The 15,656-nt window shown below is 45.3% G+C and carries 20 protein-coding genes; 3 read left to right on the plus strand and 17 right to left on the minus strand.

Going from position 1 to position 15,656, the window contains the following annotated elements; all coding sequences use genetic code 11:
- From accB to SFC25_RS05065, 15 genes are all read right to left on the minus strand, one after another.
- Window positions 1-477: an acetyl-CoA carboxylase biotin carboxyl carrier protein gene (gene accB / locus SFC25_RS04995; protein ID WP_411214229.1), complete on the minus strand. Its 477-nt coding sequence runs from the start codon at window positions 475-477 to the stop codon at window positions 1-3.
- Between the two features lie 112 nt (window positions 478-589).
- Window positions 590-2,416: an ABC transporter ATP-binding protein gene (locus tag SFC25_RS05000; RefSeq protein ID WP_411214586.1), complete on the minus strand. Its 1,827-nt coding sequence runs from the start codon at window positions 2,414-2,416 to the stop codon at window positions 590-592.
- Window positions 2,410-4,116: an ABC transporter ATP-binding protein gene (locus tag SFC25_RS05005; RefSeq protein WP_411214230.1), complete on the minus strand. Its 1,707-nt coding sequence runs from the start codon at window positions 4,114-4,116 to the stop codon at window positions 2,410-2,412. Before SFC25_RS05005 ends, SFC25_RS05000 begins: the two co-directional genes overlap by 7 nt.
- A gap of 129 nt (window positions 4,117-4,245) precedes the next feature.
- On the minus strand, window positions 4,246-4,809 hold the full coding sequence (locus SFC25_RS05010) for a SpoIIIAH-like family protein (RefSeq protein WP_411214231.1): 564 nt from the start codon (window positions 4,807-4,809) through the stop codon (window positions 4,246-4,248).
- Between the two features lie 12 nt (window positions 4,810-4,821).
- The gene (gene spoIIIAG, locus SFC25_RS05015; RefSeq protein WP_411214232.1) at window positions 4,822-5,469 is read right to left on the minus strand and encodes a stage III sporulation protein AG; all 648 of its coding nucleotides are present in this window, start codon (window positions 5,467-5,469) and stop codon (window positions 4,822-4,824) included.
- The gene (spoIIIAF, locus tag SFC25_RS05020) at window positions 5,466-6,086 is read right to left on the minus strand and encodes a stage III sporulation protein AF (RefSeq protein ID WP_411214233.1); all 621 of its coding nucleotides are present in this window, start codon (window positions 6,084-6,086) and stop codon (window positions 5,466-5,468) included. The genes spoIIIAG and spoIIIAF overlap by 4 nt, the downstream gene beginning before the upstream one ends.
- 11 nt (window positions 6,087-6,097) lie before the next feature.
- Window positions 6,098-7,273: a stage III sporulation protein AE gene (gene spoIIIAE / locus SFC25_RS05025; protein ID WP_411214234.1), complete on the minus strand. Its 1,176-nt coding sequence runs from the start codon at window positions 7,271-7,273 to the stop codon at window positions 6,098-6,100.
- Between the two features lie 13 nt (window positions 7,274-7,286).
- Window positions 7,287-7,685 (minus strand): stage III sporulation protein AD, encoded by a 399-nt coding sequence (spoIIIAD, locus tag SFC25_RS05030; protein WP_245609722.1) that lies wholly within the window; start codon window positions 7,683-7,685, stop codon window positions 7,287-7,289.
- A 4-nt stretch (window positions 7,686-7,689) separates the two neighbouring features.
- Window positions 7,690-7,896: a stage III sporulation protein AC gene (spoIIIAC, locus tag SFC25_RS05035; RefSeq protein WP_038561221.1), complete on the minus strand. Its 207-nt coding sequence runs from the start codon at window positions 7,894-7,896 to the stop codon at window positions 7,690-7,692.
- A gap of 23 nt (window positions 7,897-7,919) precedes the next feature.
- Window positions 7,920-8,432 carry a stage III sporulation protein SpoIIIAB gene (gene spoIIIAB / locus SFC25_RS05040; protein ID WP_411214235.1) on the minus strand — a complete coding sequence of 171 codons (513 nt, stop codon included), beginning with the start codon at window positions 8,430-8,432 and terminating at the stop codon, window positions 7,920-7,922.
- Window positions 8,429-9,343, minus strand: a complete 915-nt coding sequence (spoIIIAA, locus tag SFC25_RS05045) for a stage III sporulation protein AA (protein ID WP_411214236.1) — start codon at window positions 9,341-9,343, stop codon at window positions 8,429-8,431. The genes spoIIIAB and spoIIIAA overlap by 4 nt, the downstream gene beginning before the upstream one ends.
- A gap of 122 nt (window positions 9,344-9,465) precedes the next feature.
- Window positions 9,466-10,023 (minus strand): elongation factor P, encoded by a 558-nt coding sequence (gene efp / locus SFC25_RS05050; RefSeq protein WP_411214237.1) that lies wholly within the window; start codon window positions 10,021-10,023, stop codon window positions 9,466-9,468.
- A gap of 26 nt (window positions 10,024-10,049) precedes the next feature.
- Window positions 10,050-11,111, minus strand: coding sequence for a M24 family metallopeptidase (locus tag SFC25_RS05055; protein WP_411214238.1), 1,062 nt, complete (start codon window positions 11,109-11,111; stop codon window positions 10,050-10,052).
- 18 nt (window positions 11,112-11,129) lie between these two features.
- Window positions 11,130-11,558, minus strand: a complete 429-nt coding sequence (aroQ, locus tag SFC25_RS05060; protein ID WP_411214239.1) for a type II 3-dehydroquinate dehydratase — start codon at window positions 11,556-11,558, stop codon at window positions 11,130-11,132.
- An 84-nt stretch (window positions 11,559-11,642) separates the two neighbouring features.
- Window positions 11,643-12,119, minus strand: coding sequence for a YqhR family membrane protein (locus SFC25_RS05065; protein ID WP_411214240.1), 477 nt, complete (start codon window positions 12,117-12,119; stop codon window positions 11,643-11,645).
- Between the two features lie 119 nt (window positions 12,120-12,238).
- Between SFC25_RS05065 and SFC25_RS05070 the strand changes: the two genes are divergently transcribed.
- Together SFC25_RS05070 and SFC25_RS05075 are read left to right on the plus strand one after the other, a co-directional pair.
- Entirely contained in the window at window positions 12,239-13,183 is a 945-nt protein-coding gene (locus tag SFC25_RS05070; RefSeq protein WP_095222547.1) for a DUF1385 domain-containing protein, read from the plus strand.
- A 43-nt stretch (window positions 13,184-13,226) separates the two neighbouring features.
- A complete protein-coding gene (locus SFC25_RS05075; RefSeq protein WP_411214241.1) occupies window positions 13,227-13,649 on the plus strand; it encodes an SA1362 family protein in 423 nt (140 codons plus the stop codon).
- A gap of 13 nt (window positions 13,650-13,662) precedes the next feature.
- On the opposite strand, the gene SFC25_RS05080 is transcribed toward SFC25_RS05075, so the two are convergent.
- Together SFC25_RS05080 and mntR are read right to left on the minus strand one after the other, a co-directional pair.
- Entirely contained in the window at window positions 13,663-14,550 is an 888-nt protein-coding gene (locus tag SFC25_RS05080; RefSeq protein WP_411214242.1) for a patatin-like phospholipase family protein, read from the minus strand.
- An 87-nt stretch (window positions 14,551-14,637) separates the two neighbouring features.
- Complete coding sequence (gene mntR / locus SFC25_RS05085; protein ID WP_411214243.1) at window positions 14,638-15,057, minus strand: transcriptional regulator MntR; 420 nt, start codon at window positions 15,055-15,057, stop codon at window positions 14,638-14,640.
- A gap of 193 nt (window positions 15,058-15,250) precedes the next feature.
- On the opposite strand from mntR, the gene SFC25_RS05090 reads away from it, so the two are divergent.
- Window positions 15,251-15,637, plus strand: a complete 387-nt coding sequence (locus tag SFC25_RS05090) for a rhodanese-like domain-containing protein (protein WP_411214244.1) — start codon at window positions 15,251-15,253, stop codon at window positions 15,635-15,637.
- Window positions 15,638-15,656: the final 19 nt, after the last annotated feature.

Below are 15,656 nucleotides of genomic sequence, written 5' to 3' on the forward strand. Positions count from 1 at the left end.
TTAGTTAGCCTTCACTCTGAACAGAGGTTGTCCATATTCAACAAGCTCTCCGTTTTCCACTAGTACTTCGACGATTTCACCAGATACATCTGCAGTGATTTCATTGAATAGTTTCATCGCTTCCACGATACATACAACTGTGTCTTTCTCTACACGCTCACCGACACTTACGAATACATCAGAATCTGGATTTGGTTTGCTGTAGAAAGTACCAACCATCAATGATGTGATTTCATAATCATAATTCTTTGCAGCTGCTTCTGGAGCTTGCGCTGCTGGCTCAGGCTGTGCAGCAGATACTGGAGCCTGTGGCGCACTCACAGCTTGCTGAACTGGCGCTGGTGCCGCTGCTACTTGTACAACTTCTTTGTTTTTGCGAAGGGAGACTTTTTCCCCTTCTGTTTCATAATCGAATTCATCTATTGAAGATTGGTCAATTAAGGTAATAAGTTCTTTCAATTCTTCTAATTTAAGCATATTGGCACTCCTTTACAATGGTCCTGCAAAATGGTTCCTACAGAATTAATCACTAACATATTTTACGCAAACGTCAAAAAAATCGCAACACCTAACGATTAGCCCGGATAAATCAACTGGTCGAGCTATGCTGTATTTTTTCATTCTGCAGTGCAGAATAGAAGCCTTTTTGCTGCATCAGCTCCTGATGGCTGCCTTGTTCTTTTATTTCGCCATCCCGCAGCACAAATATCTTATCTGCCTGTTCTATCGTATTGAGGCGATGAGCCACCACAATACTTGTGCGGCCCTCCATCAAGACTTTCATGGCTTGCTGGATCCTTAATTCAGTAATCGTATCGATGCTGGAAGTCGCTTCATCCAGCAAGAGGATATCGGGATCTTTTAACAAGGCTTTGGCGATGGATAGGAGCTGACGCTGCCCGTGACTGAGACCGCCGCCATCTTGTCCGACTATCGTATTATACCCATCAGGCAGTCTTGTGATGAACCGGTGCGCATTTGCAGCAATGGCAGCTTCTATCACTTCCTCATCCGCAGCATCCAGTTTGCCATAACGGATATTCTCCATAATTGTACCCCTGAACAGGAAATCCTGCTGCAGCACTACCCCGATTCGATTGCGGTAGCTGCTCAAATCAAGCTCGGAAAGCGGCATATCATCAATCGTGATCTGTCCATGGTCAGGCTGATAAAATCCCGCAATGAGATTCATAATCGTTGTTTTCCCAGATCCTGTCGGGCCAACAAAAGCTGCCATTTGACCGGCTTGGACAGAGAAACTAATATCCTTCAGAGCTGGTTCTCCTTCATAAGTGAATGTTATGTTTTTGAAGTCAATGTCTCCTCGAAGTTTTGTTATTGTTTGTTTCGCCGTCTCTTCGTGTTCTTCCTGCTCGTCCAAAATCCCAAAAACTCGTTCTGCTCCGGCAAGTGCCGAAAACAAGGAGTTGAATTGGTTTGCCAGGTCGTTCAGCGGGCGAGTGAACTGTCTTGAATATTCCAAGAAAATCACAATCGTCCCAACCGTAATGCCAGCACGGCCATACCCGATCAAGAGAGCACCAACGCCGGCAATGACTGCAAAACTAATATTATTCAGCATATTCATCCACTTTGGTATAAAACCCGAAAACGTTTGAGCCCAAAATCCAGCTTGCTGCAGTTGTGTTGTTTTGCTGCGGAAAGTGCCGATGACTTTGCTTTCTTGCGCATATGCTTTGATGACCGCTTGGCCGGATATACTTTCTTCTGCATACCCGTTCACACTGCTGACAGCTTGCTGCTGGGTTCTGAAAGCATGCCGGGTACGGTTGGTGATCCATTTGATGCCGGAGAACATGATCGGCACTACAACCAGTGTAATGATGGTAAGTATAGGACTAAGCATCACCATGACAGCCAGTATACCGATAAAGGTGATGATGCTGGAAACGATTTGAACCAACGACGTATTCAGCGTCGTCGAAATATTATCCACATCATTCGTCATTCTGCTCATCAGTTCCCCATGCTGCCGTTTATCGAAAAAGGCAAGCTTCAATTTCTGGAGATGAACAAAAAGATCTTTTCTGATCGAATATACTGCAGTTTGCGAGATAGTGATCATCCAGTATCCCTGCAAAAAGGTCATGACTGCTGCAGCGGCATAAATCAGCAGCAGCCAGCTTAATTGCTGCAGGAGATATCCCGCTGTGTAGTCCCCGCTTACAAACCGGTCAACTATATGTCCAAGAATGACAGGGCCGACCAGCGCTAGTATAGAGCTGATTATAATCATTCCAAGCGTGCTGAAAAGCAGCCGTCTTTCCAGGAGCATATATCGCCAAATCCTTCGCAATGTGCCTTTCGGATTTTCCACTTTTGCTGTCTGCTTACGTGCACTTGCCTTGTACGCCGGGCGCTTGTAGCGGAACGCATCGGTTAACTTTTTCATGATGTCGCCCCCTTCTGCAGCTGAGAAGCTTGTATTGCTCGGAACAGCTCTGATTGTTCAAGAAGCTCATCCGATGTACCATATGCTGTGCGTTTTCCTTCTTCTACGATTAAGATCCGGTCACATTGCATCGCCGTACTAAGCTTCTGTGTAACAAGCACTGTCGTACATTCATACCGCCTGAGCGCCTCCAATAGTTTGCGTTCAGTCTGCAAATCGAGCGCACTTGTACTATCATCCAGGAGCAAAAGTGACGGCTGTAACAACAATGCTCTCGCAATTGTAAGCCGCTGTTTTTGTCCGCCTGAAAGATTGATCCCATTTTGCCCGAGTCTTGTATCCAGTTTATCTGGCAATTTGTGAATCGTATCATAAATCTGCGCATCCTTTGCAGCACGAATAATTGCTTCCTCGCTTGCATCAGGTACACCCCAGGCAATGTTCTCCCGGATTGTACCGGAGAACAACTGCACATCCTGGGAGACAAATCCGACTTGCTGGCGAAAAGACTTGCTGTTCATCGTCGATAAAAGCCTATCGTCTGCCAATACTTGACCTCTATCAGGTTTGTACAGGCCAATCATCAAGTGTAATAAAGTAGACTTGCCTGAGCCTGTTTCCCCTAAAATAGCAATTCGCTCTCCAGGATTGACTTCCATAGAAAAATCCTCAATAACCGGTATCTTGCCATTTGGATAGAGGTAGGTTACGTTATCCAACTTTATTTTTCCGCGGAAAGCTTCTGGTTCTGTCCCCTCATCTTCTGCTGGTGTATCCAGTTTCAGAACATCAGCAATCCGAGTGCTGGATGCTTTTGCCCGTGCATAAAACGTGATCAGCATGCCGACCACACTCAATGCACCAGTAATCCTTGTTGCATAGTTAACGATTGCGACTATATCTCCAACATTCGTCTGCTGCTGGATCCCGCCAATATATAAAATTGCCAGTATAGCGATATTCATCACTAAAGTGAGAAGAGGCACCGACAATTCTGTATACCGGAATGCTTTCAGCATATTTTGCCGCAGTTCATCGCTGGTCTGCTCAAACCGCTTCTGTTCATGCTCCTCTCGGACGAATATCCTGATAAGTCGAAGTCCAACTAGGTTTTCCCGCATTACATGATTGACTTTATCGACACTGCGCTGCACAGTTCCGAAATAACGGATGCTCTTTTTCATGATGAAACGTAGAAAAATCAGTAATATAGGAATAACGATCAATAAAATAAGTGCAATCTTCGCATTCACTACAAACGCCATGACGGTCCCGCCGATAATCAAAAAAGGCGCCCTGATCATGAAACGGAAAAACATGACAAGCGTCAGCTGAATTTGATTCACATCATTTGTCAGTCTGGTTAAGAGTGTGCTGGTGCCAAAGCTCTGGATTTTCTGCAGCTCTGCTTGCTGGACCTTTTCATACATCTTATCCCGCAGCTCTTTCCCAATACTTTGACCAAGATGATCGGCAAAGAAAATATTGATGATCCCAGCTGCGAATCCGACAATCGCAATGGCTGCCATTCCCAGACCAATCTCGATCACAAGTCCATTATTTCCAGCGGCAATTCCGTCATCAATGAGCTTTTGCAAAAGAAATGGCTGCACAAGTTCAACGGAAAGCTCCATCATGATAAAAACCAATGAAGTTACGATAATGAGCCAATAAGGTTTAAGATAACTGAATACTGTCTTCACTGCTTACGCCTTCTCCCTGCTTATGTATAGCCTGCTGCTAATCATACCCTAGCATACCACCACTTCAAACAAAATCGTACTAAACACCCTCCATAGAAAAAGGAGCATTCCATGAATGCCCCTCCCTGCTTATTTCTGTGGAATATATTTCACATCTACATTGGCACCAGCAAATTCATCAGCCGCCATCTGCATGATGCTGTTTGCTTCTTGTGCGGACATTTCATCCGCTTTTACAGTAATCTGCACATGTCCATCTTCTGCCCGAACCAATACTTCTTCATAGCCCTTTTCTGCAATGATGGATTCTTCCAGGATGGACTCTTTTGACGCAAACTGCTCCATCAGTTCAATTTGACTTACTGCTTCATTCTTTTCTTCTGTGCTAGTGGAAGAGCTTGCTACGATTTCTTCCAGTCTCGTTTTTGCTTCGCTTCTCTGATCCATCGTCTGCATGCGGATGCTGGCAAATAGTTCATCGACATTAGCCGGTTCCGTCGTAACGTCTGCTTCCCCTTCTTCTTTGGAACCAGTTTCCCCAGAGTCGCCAGCAGTTGTGCTTGTCCCATTTTCTTCCGCTTTGTCATTTATAAAAGCCAGTTCGTCCCCATTCGGAGAAGTCATATAATAGACACTCAATACGATAAGCAAGCTCAGCATTGTCAATAGCCATACTGTTTGTTTCTTCAACATCCCAATTCCCCCTTAATTTTTAGGCATGACCGAAATTCGATGTGTCGGTACATCCAGCACGCGTGAAACTGCCTCCACAACCCATTCCTGGACTGTCGCTTGTTCTGCTCCTTTTGCAACAACAAGCACCCCTCTTACTTCTGGTTTTCTGGTTTCCACCAGCAGCGGAACCTCTTGATCTCCTTGTCTGACAAGCACAACCTGCTGTTCCTCATTTTCATCCTCCACCACCCGTTCGCCGCCATTTTGGTCGGTTTCTTCGGATGTCTGCTGACCGATGATCAGATTCTTTTCATAGATTTTCTGATGGGTGCTGTTCAAATTGACCATGACCTCCACTTCAGAAACACCTCTGATTTTCTCCAGCAGGCCGACCAGGTCTTGCTCATATGCTGCTTCCAAATCCGTAGTGGAAGAAGAAGAGTCGTTTTCTTTCTTGGCGAAAGTCTCTTCCGTTTCTGACGCTGTTTGATTTTGATTTTGAGTCTGCTGGGTGTTTTGTCCATCCGGCTCCTTTTGTTCCGTGAATAAGCCGCTTACGAGTAAAAGCAATGCACCGAGCAGTCCGACAATGACCAGATAACCAAGCTTAGTCGGTTTCTTATTCTGGGAATCTTTCAGCTTCCACTGTTCAGAAAGCTTGTCTAGTAATTTTTTCATCCTGTCCCCCCTTTTTGGGTGACCTCAAGCGGCAGATCCTCCAGCTCCCAGATTTCGGCCAGATGGGATTTCACTCTCTCCATGTCCCCAGTCTGTTCATTTGCTTCGATTGGACGGGAACTGTCGATGACGACATCGCTGATTTCGCCTTCCGGTAATTCCTGGTCGGTATTCTGCACCGTTACTTGGATGGAATCGATTGCTTCTGTCGTTTCCTCACCCTCTCCCTCCTTAAAGGCCACTGCGATGTCTGTAATTTGCATATGAAACTTCTCTTGCAGCGTTGGATTTGCTTGGTCCTTCAATTGGACAGCCATCTGTTCCTCAATATATGCGAGCTGTACGGAATCTATTTCACTTTTCTTCTCTTCGATTGAATTTTCTATCGAGGGAGCGTCTGTAAGGGCAGCAAACCCTTCCATTGCTTCTTGTACTGCTCTCGTTGAATCTACCTGGAATAATGCGAAAACTGGTTTAAGGAATAACAGGAGCAGCATAAGCCCCATGACCAGCTTGACGTATTTGCGTATATCTGTGTCGGGTAAAACCATATCCAGTACAAAAGCGAGAAGGATGAACAGAATGATCTGCATCACCCATGATTGCAAGGCTTCCAAGTGATCAGCTCCTATCTCAGCATTAATGTGACGTTGCTTGATGCGACAATGATCACAATAGCAATGAAAAACATGAACGCGACAACGAGCAAACAAGCGAATATATAAAGGATATATTTACTCATCACTTGCATTGATTTGATAATCGGACCGTCACCTAGCGGCTGCAGCAAGGCTGCGGCAATTTTATAGATAAGTGCGATGGCGAGAATTTTAATTGCCGGGAACAAGGAGATCGCCAAGACGATCAGCACCCCGACAATTCCAATTGCATTCTTCAGAAGCAGTGAAGCACTAAGCACAGTATCAGTAGCATCGGTGAACATACGCCCAATGACAGGTATGAAATTTCCGGTAACGAATTTAGCAGTCTTCATCGCAACTCCATCCTGGACAGCAGTAACGGCACCCTGCACAGAGATGACTCCAAGAAAGACAGAAAAGAAAATCCCCAATAGCCATAGCCCGATGTTCTTCAATAAATCCGCAAGCTGTGTGACTGGATATTCTTTGTTGATTGTACTGACCAGATGCAGGAGGGCACTCATGAGGAATAATGGGATAATCACCTTAGCGATCAGCAGCCCGCTGGCATGGATCAGAAACACGATGATCGGATGAAAGAAAGCGACGGCAGACAGACTTCCAAACGAAGCCATCAAACCGAGCAGCAGCGGAATCAATGCCAGCATAAAATCACTCATACCATTGATAGCTTCCATCGTATAGTTCACTGACAAACGGAAGCTGTTTAAAAGAAGTGTGAGAAGAACCATACAAACAATCAGATAAGCAACTTTGCTGATCGACCCCTTATTGAAAGCAGTCTGGATTGTCTGCAGGATACTGCTGAATAGGGTTAGGAGAATTAAAATACCAAGCAGCTTTCCATTGAGCAAAAGCTCGTACAGCAGATATTCAAACAGCCCCTTCAGCCATGATTGTATGCTGATATCACCTTGCTGTTGTATGAATTCAATCAAAGAGCCTTTTTCCAGTTCCGGGATAAACTGGCCATACTTGTCGGATAAAAGCTCCCAATACCCAGTGAGTTCGTCAGTCGGGAGACTATCAAAAGCAGCGATTGCAGCTTCCTGTTCTTCTGCTGGACCTGTCTCTGCACAGGCAGCTGATGGAAGCACAAGTACACCGAACAAAGCTAAAAGAATTACCAAGCAGCGTTTCAACGTATCCAGCTCCTTATCCGCCCGGCATAAAACTCATGATTGTCTCGATGACCGCTGTCAAAATCGGTATGGCCACCGTAATGATAATGATCTTCCCGGCAAGCTCTATTTTTGCAGCGATTGCCGACAATCCGGCATCCCGGGTCAAATGCGCTCCGAATTCCGTAATGTAAGCAATGCCGATGATTTTCAAGATCGTCTTGATATAAAGACCTTCCACATTTGCCCGTTCACCCAGCTGTTCTATCAGAAGCAAGATGCCTGTGATCTTTTGCAGGATGAACAGGAAAATGATGATGCCCGTGACTACGACAACGAAAAATGCAATGGACGAATTCTGTTCTTTTACAATCAAAGCAAGCAAACTTGCTACAATGCCAATGGATACGATTATAATGATATCCATCTTAATCGCCTCATCCCTGGAATAAGAACACCGACTTGATCTGCTGGAACAGTTCCGATAATTTGCCCAAGACGATGAGCAGCACGAGGATGAATCCCATCAGTGTTGTAAATTGGGCAATCTCTTCCTTTCCCATTTGCTTCAGTACAGTATGGATGATAGCGACAATCATTCCGATACCTGCTATTTGAAATAGAATCATTGCTTCTCCGAGCATAGCGGACTCCTTTCCTACCTCGTTCAGATAAGCAGTAGTACAATCAGCAAACCTGTCAGGAATCCAAGATTACGAATCATTTTTCCATAACGCTGATTTGCTTCTTCTGACTCCTCCAGCACCCGTTCCAGGTGGGTTTTGGCTAGCTGGATATGCTTTTGCTGCTGTTCGAAATCATGCTGGCCAAGTGTACGGCCGAATTGCAGCCACACATCCTTCTCAGCAGGCTTCAATGCTGTCTTATCTATCCAAGTCTCTGTCGTCTCTTCCCAGCAGTCATACAGACCTGCAGGATGCAGCTGCAGCTTATCAGATAAAGAGCGGAAAAACGATGCGGCAGGCTGTGGAATCTGTTTTGCCAGATTATCACTTGTTTCAATGATGCTTGTCTGACTATATATGATTTCTGCCTCCATCACCTGCAAACTGCTGATCAGCTGGCGGATCTGCTTCGGACGGTGCTGGAGTCTGCGGGACAATTCAAAACCAGCCCAAGTTGCGGCAATAAGTATAAGTAACGCTCCAATCCACTTCATGCGTTAGCACCTGCTGGCTTGGCTGTCTCTAACACAGCTTGTACTACTCCAGGGGACATACCTTTTTTCAAAATGACAATGCGCTCGAAAACTTTCTGTTCAAACAGCGGCCTTAAGGAAGGACGGTGACGGATGGAATCCAGACTGTCTCCGTGAACACTGCATACGATCTTCACACCGGCATGCAATGCTTCCAGCAGCGCCTGGACATCACGCTCGCTTCCTATTTCGTCCGCCACTATCACATCAGGTGACATGGACCGGATCAGCATCATCAATCCCTCGGCTTTCGGGCAGGCATCCATGATATCTGTCCTTTTTCCAAGATCGTGCTGTGGAACACCATAGATACTGCCACCAATTTCGGAGCGTTCGTCTACGACGGCTGTCTTTATCGGCTGATATTGCTGCCATCCAGAGGATAAAGAACGGACGATGTCACGAAGAATTGTCGTTTTACCCGACTTTGGCGGCCCAATTATTAGTGTGTGGCGGCAAGTGCCGTCAGGGTTGTACAAGGAAGACATGATTTGCTTCGCTGCTCCTGGCCTGGCCTTCGCAATTCGTATATTGAAGGAGGAGATGTGTTTGAGAGCTTTGACGACACCGCCCTCTGTATTGACTTGTCCGCTCAGACCGACTCGATGCCCTCCCGCAATGGTGATATAACCTTCCCGCAATTCATTTTCAAGTGCATATAAAGAGAAATCACTCAATTGATTCAGCATAAACCGTGCATCTCCAGCCTCCATCAGCGATGCTTCTATCCATTCGGTTTTGTCATCGAAGCATAACTCAAGCTGCTGGTTCGTACGGCAGCGAATCTCCTGCAGCTTATCCCATCGTCCCCCTACCTTTTCCGACAAGAGTTCTTGTAAAGGCGGTCGAAACAATTTCTGGATTTCCTTCACTCCTGCTCACCTCTAACTTCGATTGGACATGTTGTCCATACTGTAATGTATGTGCGGAGGAATTGTTTATGCCACAAAAAAAAGAGCCTCTTTCCCATATGGGAAGAGGCTCTTTCGATACCTTATGCACGTGATACGTATTTACCGTCAGATGTGCTGATGATAAGTACATCGCCTTCATTGATGAAGAAAGGTACTTGGACACTCAAACCAGTTTCTACGACAGCTGGTTTCGTACCGCCACTCGCAGTATCACCTTTGATACCTGGCTCTGTTTCTACTACTTTCAATTCTACGTTATTCGGTAGATCTACACCAAGTGTTTCACCGCCGAAAGTCATCACACTGATTTCCATGTTTTCTTTCAGGAATTTCAGCTCGTATTCGATCTGTGCTGTCTGAAGCTCCAGCTGATCATATGTGTCCGTATCCATGAAAGTATGTGTGTCACCTGAAGCATAAAGATATTGCATCTTTTTATGTTCGATATGTGCACGAGAAACTTTCTCACCGGCACGGAATGTTTTTTCCTGGATGTTACCGTTACGTAAATTACGCAGTTTAGAACGTACGAACGCAGCACCTTTACCTGGTTTTACGTGCTGGAAGTCGATAACCTGCCATAGGCCATTATCTACTTCAATTGTAAGGCCCGTACGAAAATCGTTTACTGAAATCATTGTTTTCCTCCTTCGAAAAACGGCTGTTACAAAGTAATTAAATCTTTAGTGGAGAACGTCAGGCGTTCACTGCCATCAGCTGTCAGCACAAGATCATCCTCAATGCGGCATCCGCCTACTTCCGGTATGTAGATCCCCGGCTCTACTGTCACTACCATTCCCGGCTTCAATACCGTATCGGAGCGGAAGGATAGAGCTGGCGATTCGTGTACATCCATACCAAGTCCATGACCGGTAGAATGTCCGAAATACTGGCCATAGCCTTTTTCGGTGATATAGTCTCGTGTGAGTGCATCGGCTTCCTTACCAGTAATACCCGGTTTCACGCCCGCTACTCCTCGAAGATTCGCCTCTAGTACTATATCATAAATCTCTCGTAATTTGTCACTTATCTCACCTACTGCAAAAGTACGGGTGATATCGGAGCAATATCCGTTGTAAAGAGCACCATAATCAAGGGTTACCAATTCACCCTTTTGGATTTCTTTATCTGAAGCAACACCATGCGGCAATGCTGAACGATATCCGGAAGCGACAATCGTATCAAAACTGGATTGCGTCGCACCCTGCTTGCGCATAAAGAACTCAAGCTCGTTGGAAACTTCAATCTCTTTCATGCCCGGCTTCACGAATGTAAGGATATGTGTGTATGCTGCATCGGCAATCTCCGCTGCAGTCTTCATAATAGCAAGCTCTTCGTCTGATTTAATCAGACGCAGTTCCTCAATCAAGCCTGATGCAGGAATCAGATCAGCATGTACTGCATTCTGGAACTGCTGGTACAGTGCGAACGTTACATCTTCATGCTCAAATCCTGCTTGCTGCGCACCTTCCTTAAGAAGCTGTGCAGCTGCTTCCTGGATAATGGACTGTTTATGCTCGATGATTTCGAAATCAGGAGCTTGTTCTGTTGCCTGCTCGATATAGCGGAAATCAGTGATGAACAGCTGCTTGGATTTCGTAATGATAAGCAGTCCGGCACTTCCGGTAAAACCTGATATGTATCGGCGGTTCTGGGCACTCGTTACGATGAATGCATCCAAATTCTTTTTTTCCATTAAAGCGCGTAGTTTCTCTAGTTTCTCCATCTGTTTCTTCCTCTCCCTTTACTTCTCCAGCAGTGCTAATGCTGCATACCGGTAGCCTTTGATCCCTAGACCGACAACCTGCCCCTTACATACGGATGCCAGCATGGAGTGATGACGGAATTCCTCACGGGTATGGATATTCGATATGTGGACTTCCAGAACTGGAATCGGGACACTGGCAATCGCATCCCTGATCGCGATGCTTGTATGTGTATACGCTGCGGCATTCAGGATGATTCCGCTGCATGTACGCCCTGCCTCCTGGATTTTATCGACCATAGCGCCCTCATGATTGGACTGAAAGTCTTCCAGTTCATACCCGAAGCTGTCTGTCACCTGCTTCACTTCAGCAACTACATCTGCCAGCGTATGGCTTCCATAAATACCAGGCTCCCTTGTTCCGAGCAAATTTAAATTAGGTCCATTGATCAACATTAAGCGATTCACGTTCTTCATCCTTTGGTTACATTATTTTAACTTTCACATAGTGTAACATAAGACGGAAGCTTTGTGATTGAAAATTCGAAATGCTTAACTTTCTTGATATGCTTCGCTTTGCTGGTATTCAAAACTGATGCTGTATCCGATAAATACAGCATATAGCAAATACAGGCACATTGTCGTGATATTTGCATTTCGGTCTGCCTGGAATGCACTGTCCACTCCATGGAGGATTGGTGCAAGAACTAACTGGATGAGAACCCAGAGCACCACCCCGAATAGCAAGCTCGGAATGATTCCTTGTTGTTTCTTTAAAAACAGGAAGTACAAGTAGGCAATCAGGATGGAAAGTATACCAACTATGAAAATGCTGATCAGCTCAGCTACCCATGTCTCCGCCCAAGGCATCCAAACCCATGAACGAAGGACAAAATCAGCTACAGACAAGTCGGTAAAATGGAAGAAATACGCTACCCATGCGATTGCTGACCAAAGTACACCGCCGACAAATCCAGTTACAACTGCACTTCTATTGAAACGTGATGCGGTTTTCCGATTTTGCTGCATAAAACTCACCTCATTACGTAGCATGCCTTGATTATGCCATTTTAATCACAGATGCCATCTAGTGTTATCTGTATTTTTTTAGTAAAATAGAAGGAAATCGAAACGAGGCTGGTGAAATTATGTCAGATAAACAAACCAATACCTATGGCGGGCAAGCCGTCATTGAAGGTGTCATGTTTGCGGGGAAAAACAGCTTCGTTACTGCCGTTCGCAGAAATGACGAGAGCATTGACTACTTAACCGTCGAACGCCAAGACAATCCGAAATTATCAAAACTGAAAAAGATACCTATACTGCGGGGGATCGCAGCAATCATACACGCCAGCGCCAATGGCACAAAGCATCTGAACTTTTCTTCAGAACGTTATGGGGTCAATCCGGAGGACGATGCACAGATTGTTCCGGAGGAGAAGAAATCGAAGCTGGCGATGATTATCGGTATCGGAGCTGTTGGAGTTCTATCCTTCATTTTCGGGAAATTGATTTTCACATTGACTCCAGCACTCGTCGCGGATTTCTTCGACAAGTGGCTGCCTTCCAGATTCGAACAGGTTGCACTGGAAGGCTTCCTGAAGCTCATCCTGCTACTTGCTTATGTTTATCTCGTTTCCCTGACACCATTGATAAGGCGTGTGTTCCAATATCACGGCGCTGAACATAAGGTGATCAACTGTTATGAAAACGGCCTGCCGCTTACAGTCGAGAACGTCCAGAAGCAATCCCGTCTGCATTATCGATGCGGCTCGAGTTTTATGCTGTTCACCGTCATAGTCGGCGTGATTGTCTATATGTTCGTTGCCACCGATCCGCTATGGTGGCGCATGGTGAACCGTATCCTGCTTCTGCCCCTTGTCATAGGGCTGTCTTTTGAAGTGCTTCAGCTGACGAACAAGGTTCGTGATATCCCTGTTCTTCGCTTCCTCGGCTATCCAGGTCTTTGGCTACAGCTTGTTACGACAAAAGAACCAAAGGATGATCAAGTCGAAGTTGCACTGGCTTCTTTCAAAAAAGTGCTAGAAAATGATTCTGTACAGGTGAATAGTGGTATAAAGATAGTAAGATAAAGAAACCATGTCACCATAAAGGCATGGAAAGGAGGAAAATGGGTTGCGTAGATCTGGGTCTTCCATCATCGTCTTTGTTTTGATTGGCCTTGCTGTTATCGGTATCAGCATGCAGCTCGTGACAAATCCAGGTGCATTCTTCCAAAATGTGCTCGTTTGGATCGGAGGTGCCGTTCTTTTCGGTGCTTTGCTTTATTTCATACTTACACGCTTGCGTGGCCGTACGGCTGCAGCCGGGAGCGGCAGCAGCAGCGATATGCAGAAATATAAGAAAGCAGTGAAGCAATCCAAACAGAAATACAAGCAGCCAAAAGCCCGTCCTGTCAACAAACCAGCCAAACAAGCAGCCAGCATCAAGAAAGCTTCCGCCGCCAGGAAAAAACGAACGGTCAAGGATCGGTCTCGCGGTCCGCAGCTTCGTGTCATCGAAGGAAACAAACAGAAACGGAAAAAGTCGAGCATCTGATGCCCGACTTTTTTTATGGCCAGCGTTTCAGGAAGTGCGCTGCCTTCTCTCTGCCTACAGTTATAAGCTTCTCTTTTTCCAAAGCTGATATATTGAAATCTGCCATCCCTATATCCTCTACTGGTATGAATATGATATCCTTCGCTGTTTCCTGATTTATATGGCGCATATCATGTGCTACCTTCATCGTTTTGAAAAGTGCATAAAACAGATCAAAAGATTGATTAACTTTCTGGACCGGTATTTTTTGTACAGCTTCACTTAGTTTCATGCCCAATATCGGGCGCCTCATTAGACGCTCATCGCCTTCCAGTGTCCAAAGCGGGAAATTGCTCAGCACTCCGCCATCGAGCAGAAGGCTTCTTTTCCGATTGTTGTAGAGAAGTTTGGCCGGCATGAATATGTATGGAATACCCGCACTCATCCTGATGGCCCGGGCCACCGGAAAGCTTCCCCCATCGATTCCGTATGTCTCAGCCAAATCATCAGGAAATACGATTAATCGTCCCAACGTTACATCTGCGGCAATTACTTTCAGCGTCTTTGGCTGCAAATCCTGAAAGGTATATACCTGTTTCTTTGCCAATGCTTCATAAAGCCATCTTTCCAATGCATTTCCCTTGTAAAGTCCCATTTTGAAATACAGCGTCAGCCAGTTGGCAAAAGGAATATATTTTGTAACTTTGATAGGATCTGTGAACTTACTGATGTCTGTTTCCTGCAGCAATGCTTCCATTTCTTTTCCGCTGTACCCCGCTGCCAGCAACCCGGCGACAATGGCACCGGCAGATGTGCCAGCTACATTTTCAAACTCATATTTTTCCTTCTCCACAGCCTGTATAGCACCGATGAAAGCAAAAGCTTTCACCCCGCCACCTGAGAAAACGCCGTCTATTTTCATAAGCACGCTCCATGATGACTTTTTATTATACCTAATCATGGAAGTGCTTTTTTAGAACAAAAAAACCATCCAAAATGGATGGTTACGTTAAGACTTCTGCTGTTGCTGAATTTTAATCAGCGCTTCTTTCCGTTCATTATCTTCTTGGAAGTACTGCACAAGATTGCCGATCCGCTCAATGGAATTCCAGCTCATATGATGCTCGATACCTTCTACATCTTGATAGATATTCTCTTCCTCGACACCGATGATCCGAAGGAAGTCTTCCAAAAGTTCATGCCGGTAGACAAGCCGTTTGCCGACTTTCTCTCCTTTATCTGTGAGAATCAAGCCACGGTACTTTTCGTACTTCAGATATTCATCCTTGTCCAGCTTCTGTACCATTTTCGTAACAGAAGACGGATGCACCTGCAGATTCTCTGCTATATCAGACACACGGGCATATCCCTTTTGATCCATTAATATGTAAATTTGTTCAATATAATCTTCCATGCTCGGTGTAGGCATAAAATTCCTCCATTCAATCCACTGCAACTATTACATCTTTACATGATACACCTTTTCGATCGGACAAACAAGCCAACAAAGTTGAAGCAGGTCAAAAGTGTTACACTTATTTGAACAGCTATAAAAAATCTTTGAAAATAAGCGCTTGCTTGCTATAATGTAAGTTGGAGTATCAGCAGATGGGGGAAATGACATGGAAGCAGTATTGGTAATCGGAATTGCACTTATTGTATTCATCGCATATAGTGTGATCCGCTATTTCATTCAGAAGAAACACCTGAAAACTCTCACAGAGGAAGAATTCAAAGCTGGATACCGCAAAGCACAGCTCATTGATGTTCGTGAACCGAAAGAATTCGACGGCGGACACATTCTAGGTGCTCGTAATATCCCGCTTACCCAGCTTCGCTACCGTTTGGCTGAAATCCGCAAGGACAAGCCCGTTTATATGTATGATCAAAACGGTACACGTACTGTTCGTACTGCAGCAATGCTGCATAAAAAAGGCTATCAGGATCTTAATCAGCTAAAAGGCGGCTTCAAAGCCTGGAGTGGCAAGATCAAACGAAAAGGTGACTAAAAAAAGCTTTGCACATGAT

Source organism: Terribacillus saccharophilus, assembly GCF_046592595.1.
GTDB lineage: Bacteria > Bacillota > Bacilli > Bacillales > Amphibacillaceae > Terribacillus > Terribacillus saccharophilus_C.

Bases quoted from the DNA above. Each gene is read 5' to 3' on its own strand.
- accB (WP_411214229.1), bottom strand. From the start codon at position 477: ATGCTTAAATTAGAAGAATTGAAAGAACTTATTACCTTAATTGACCAA.
- SFC25_RS05010 (WP_411214231.1), bottom strand. From the start codon at position 4,809: ATGTTGAAGAAACAAACAGTATGGCTATTGACAATGCTGAGCTTGCTT.
- spoIIIAG (WP_411214232.1), bottom strand. From the start codon at position 5,469: ATGAAAAAATTACTAGACAAGCTTTCTGAACAGTGGAAGCTGAAAGAT.
- spoIIIAC (WP_038561221.1), bottom strand. From the start codon at position 7,896: ATGCTCGGAGAAGCAATGATTCTATTTCAAATAGCAGGTATCGGAATG.
- spoIIIAB (WP_411214235.1), bottom strand. From the start codon at position 8,432: ATGAAGTGGATTGGAGCGTTACTTATACTTATTGCCGCAACTTGGGCT.
- efp (WP_411214237.1), bottom strand. From the start codon at position 10,023: ATGATTTCAGTAAACGATTTTCGTACGGGCCTTACAATTGAAGTAGAT.
- SFC25_RS05055 (WP_411214238.1), bottom strand. From the start codon at position 11,111: ATGGAGAAACTAGAGAAACTACGCGCTTTAATGGAAAAAAAGAATTTG.
- SFC25_RS05065 (WP_411214240.1), bottom strand. From the start codon at position 12,119: ATGCAGCAAAATCGGAAAACCGCATCACGTTTCAATAGAAGTGCAGTT.
- SFC25_RS05070 (WP_095222547.1), top strand. From the start codon at position 12,239: ATGTCAGATAAACAAACCAATACCTATGGCGGGCAAGCCGTCATTGAA.
- SFC25_RS05080 (WP_411214242.1), bottom strand. From the start codon at position 14,550: ATGAAAATAGACGGCGTTTTCTCAGGTGGCGGGGTGAAAGCTTTTGCT.
- mntR (WP_411214243.1), bottom strand. From the start codon at position 15,057: ATGCCTACACCGAGCATGGAAGATTATATTGAACAAATTTACATATTA.
- SFC25_RS05090 (WP_411214244.1), top strand. From the start codon at position 15,251: ATGGAAGCAGTATTGGTAATCGGAATTGCACTTATTGTATTCATCGCA.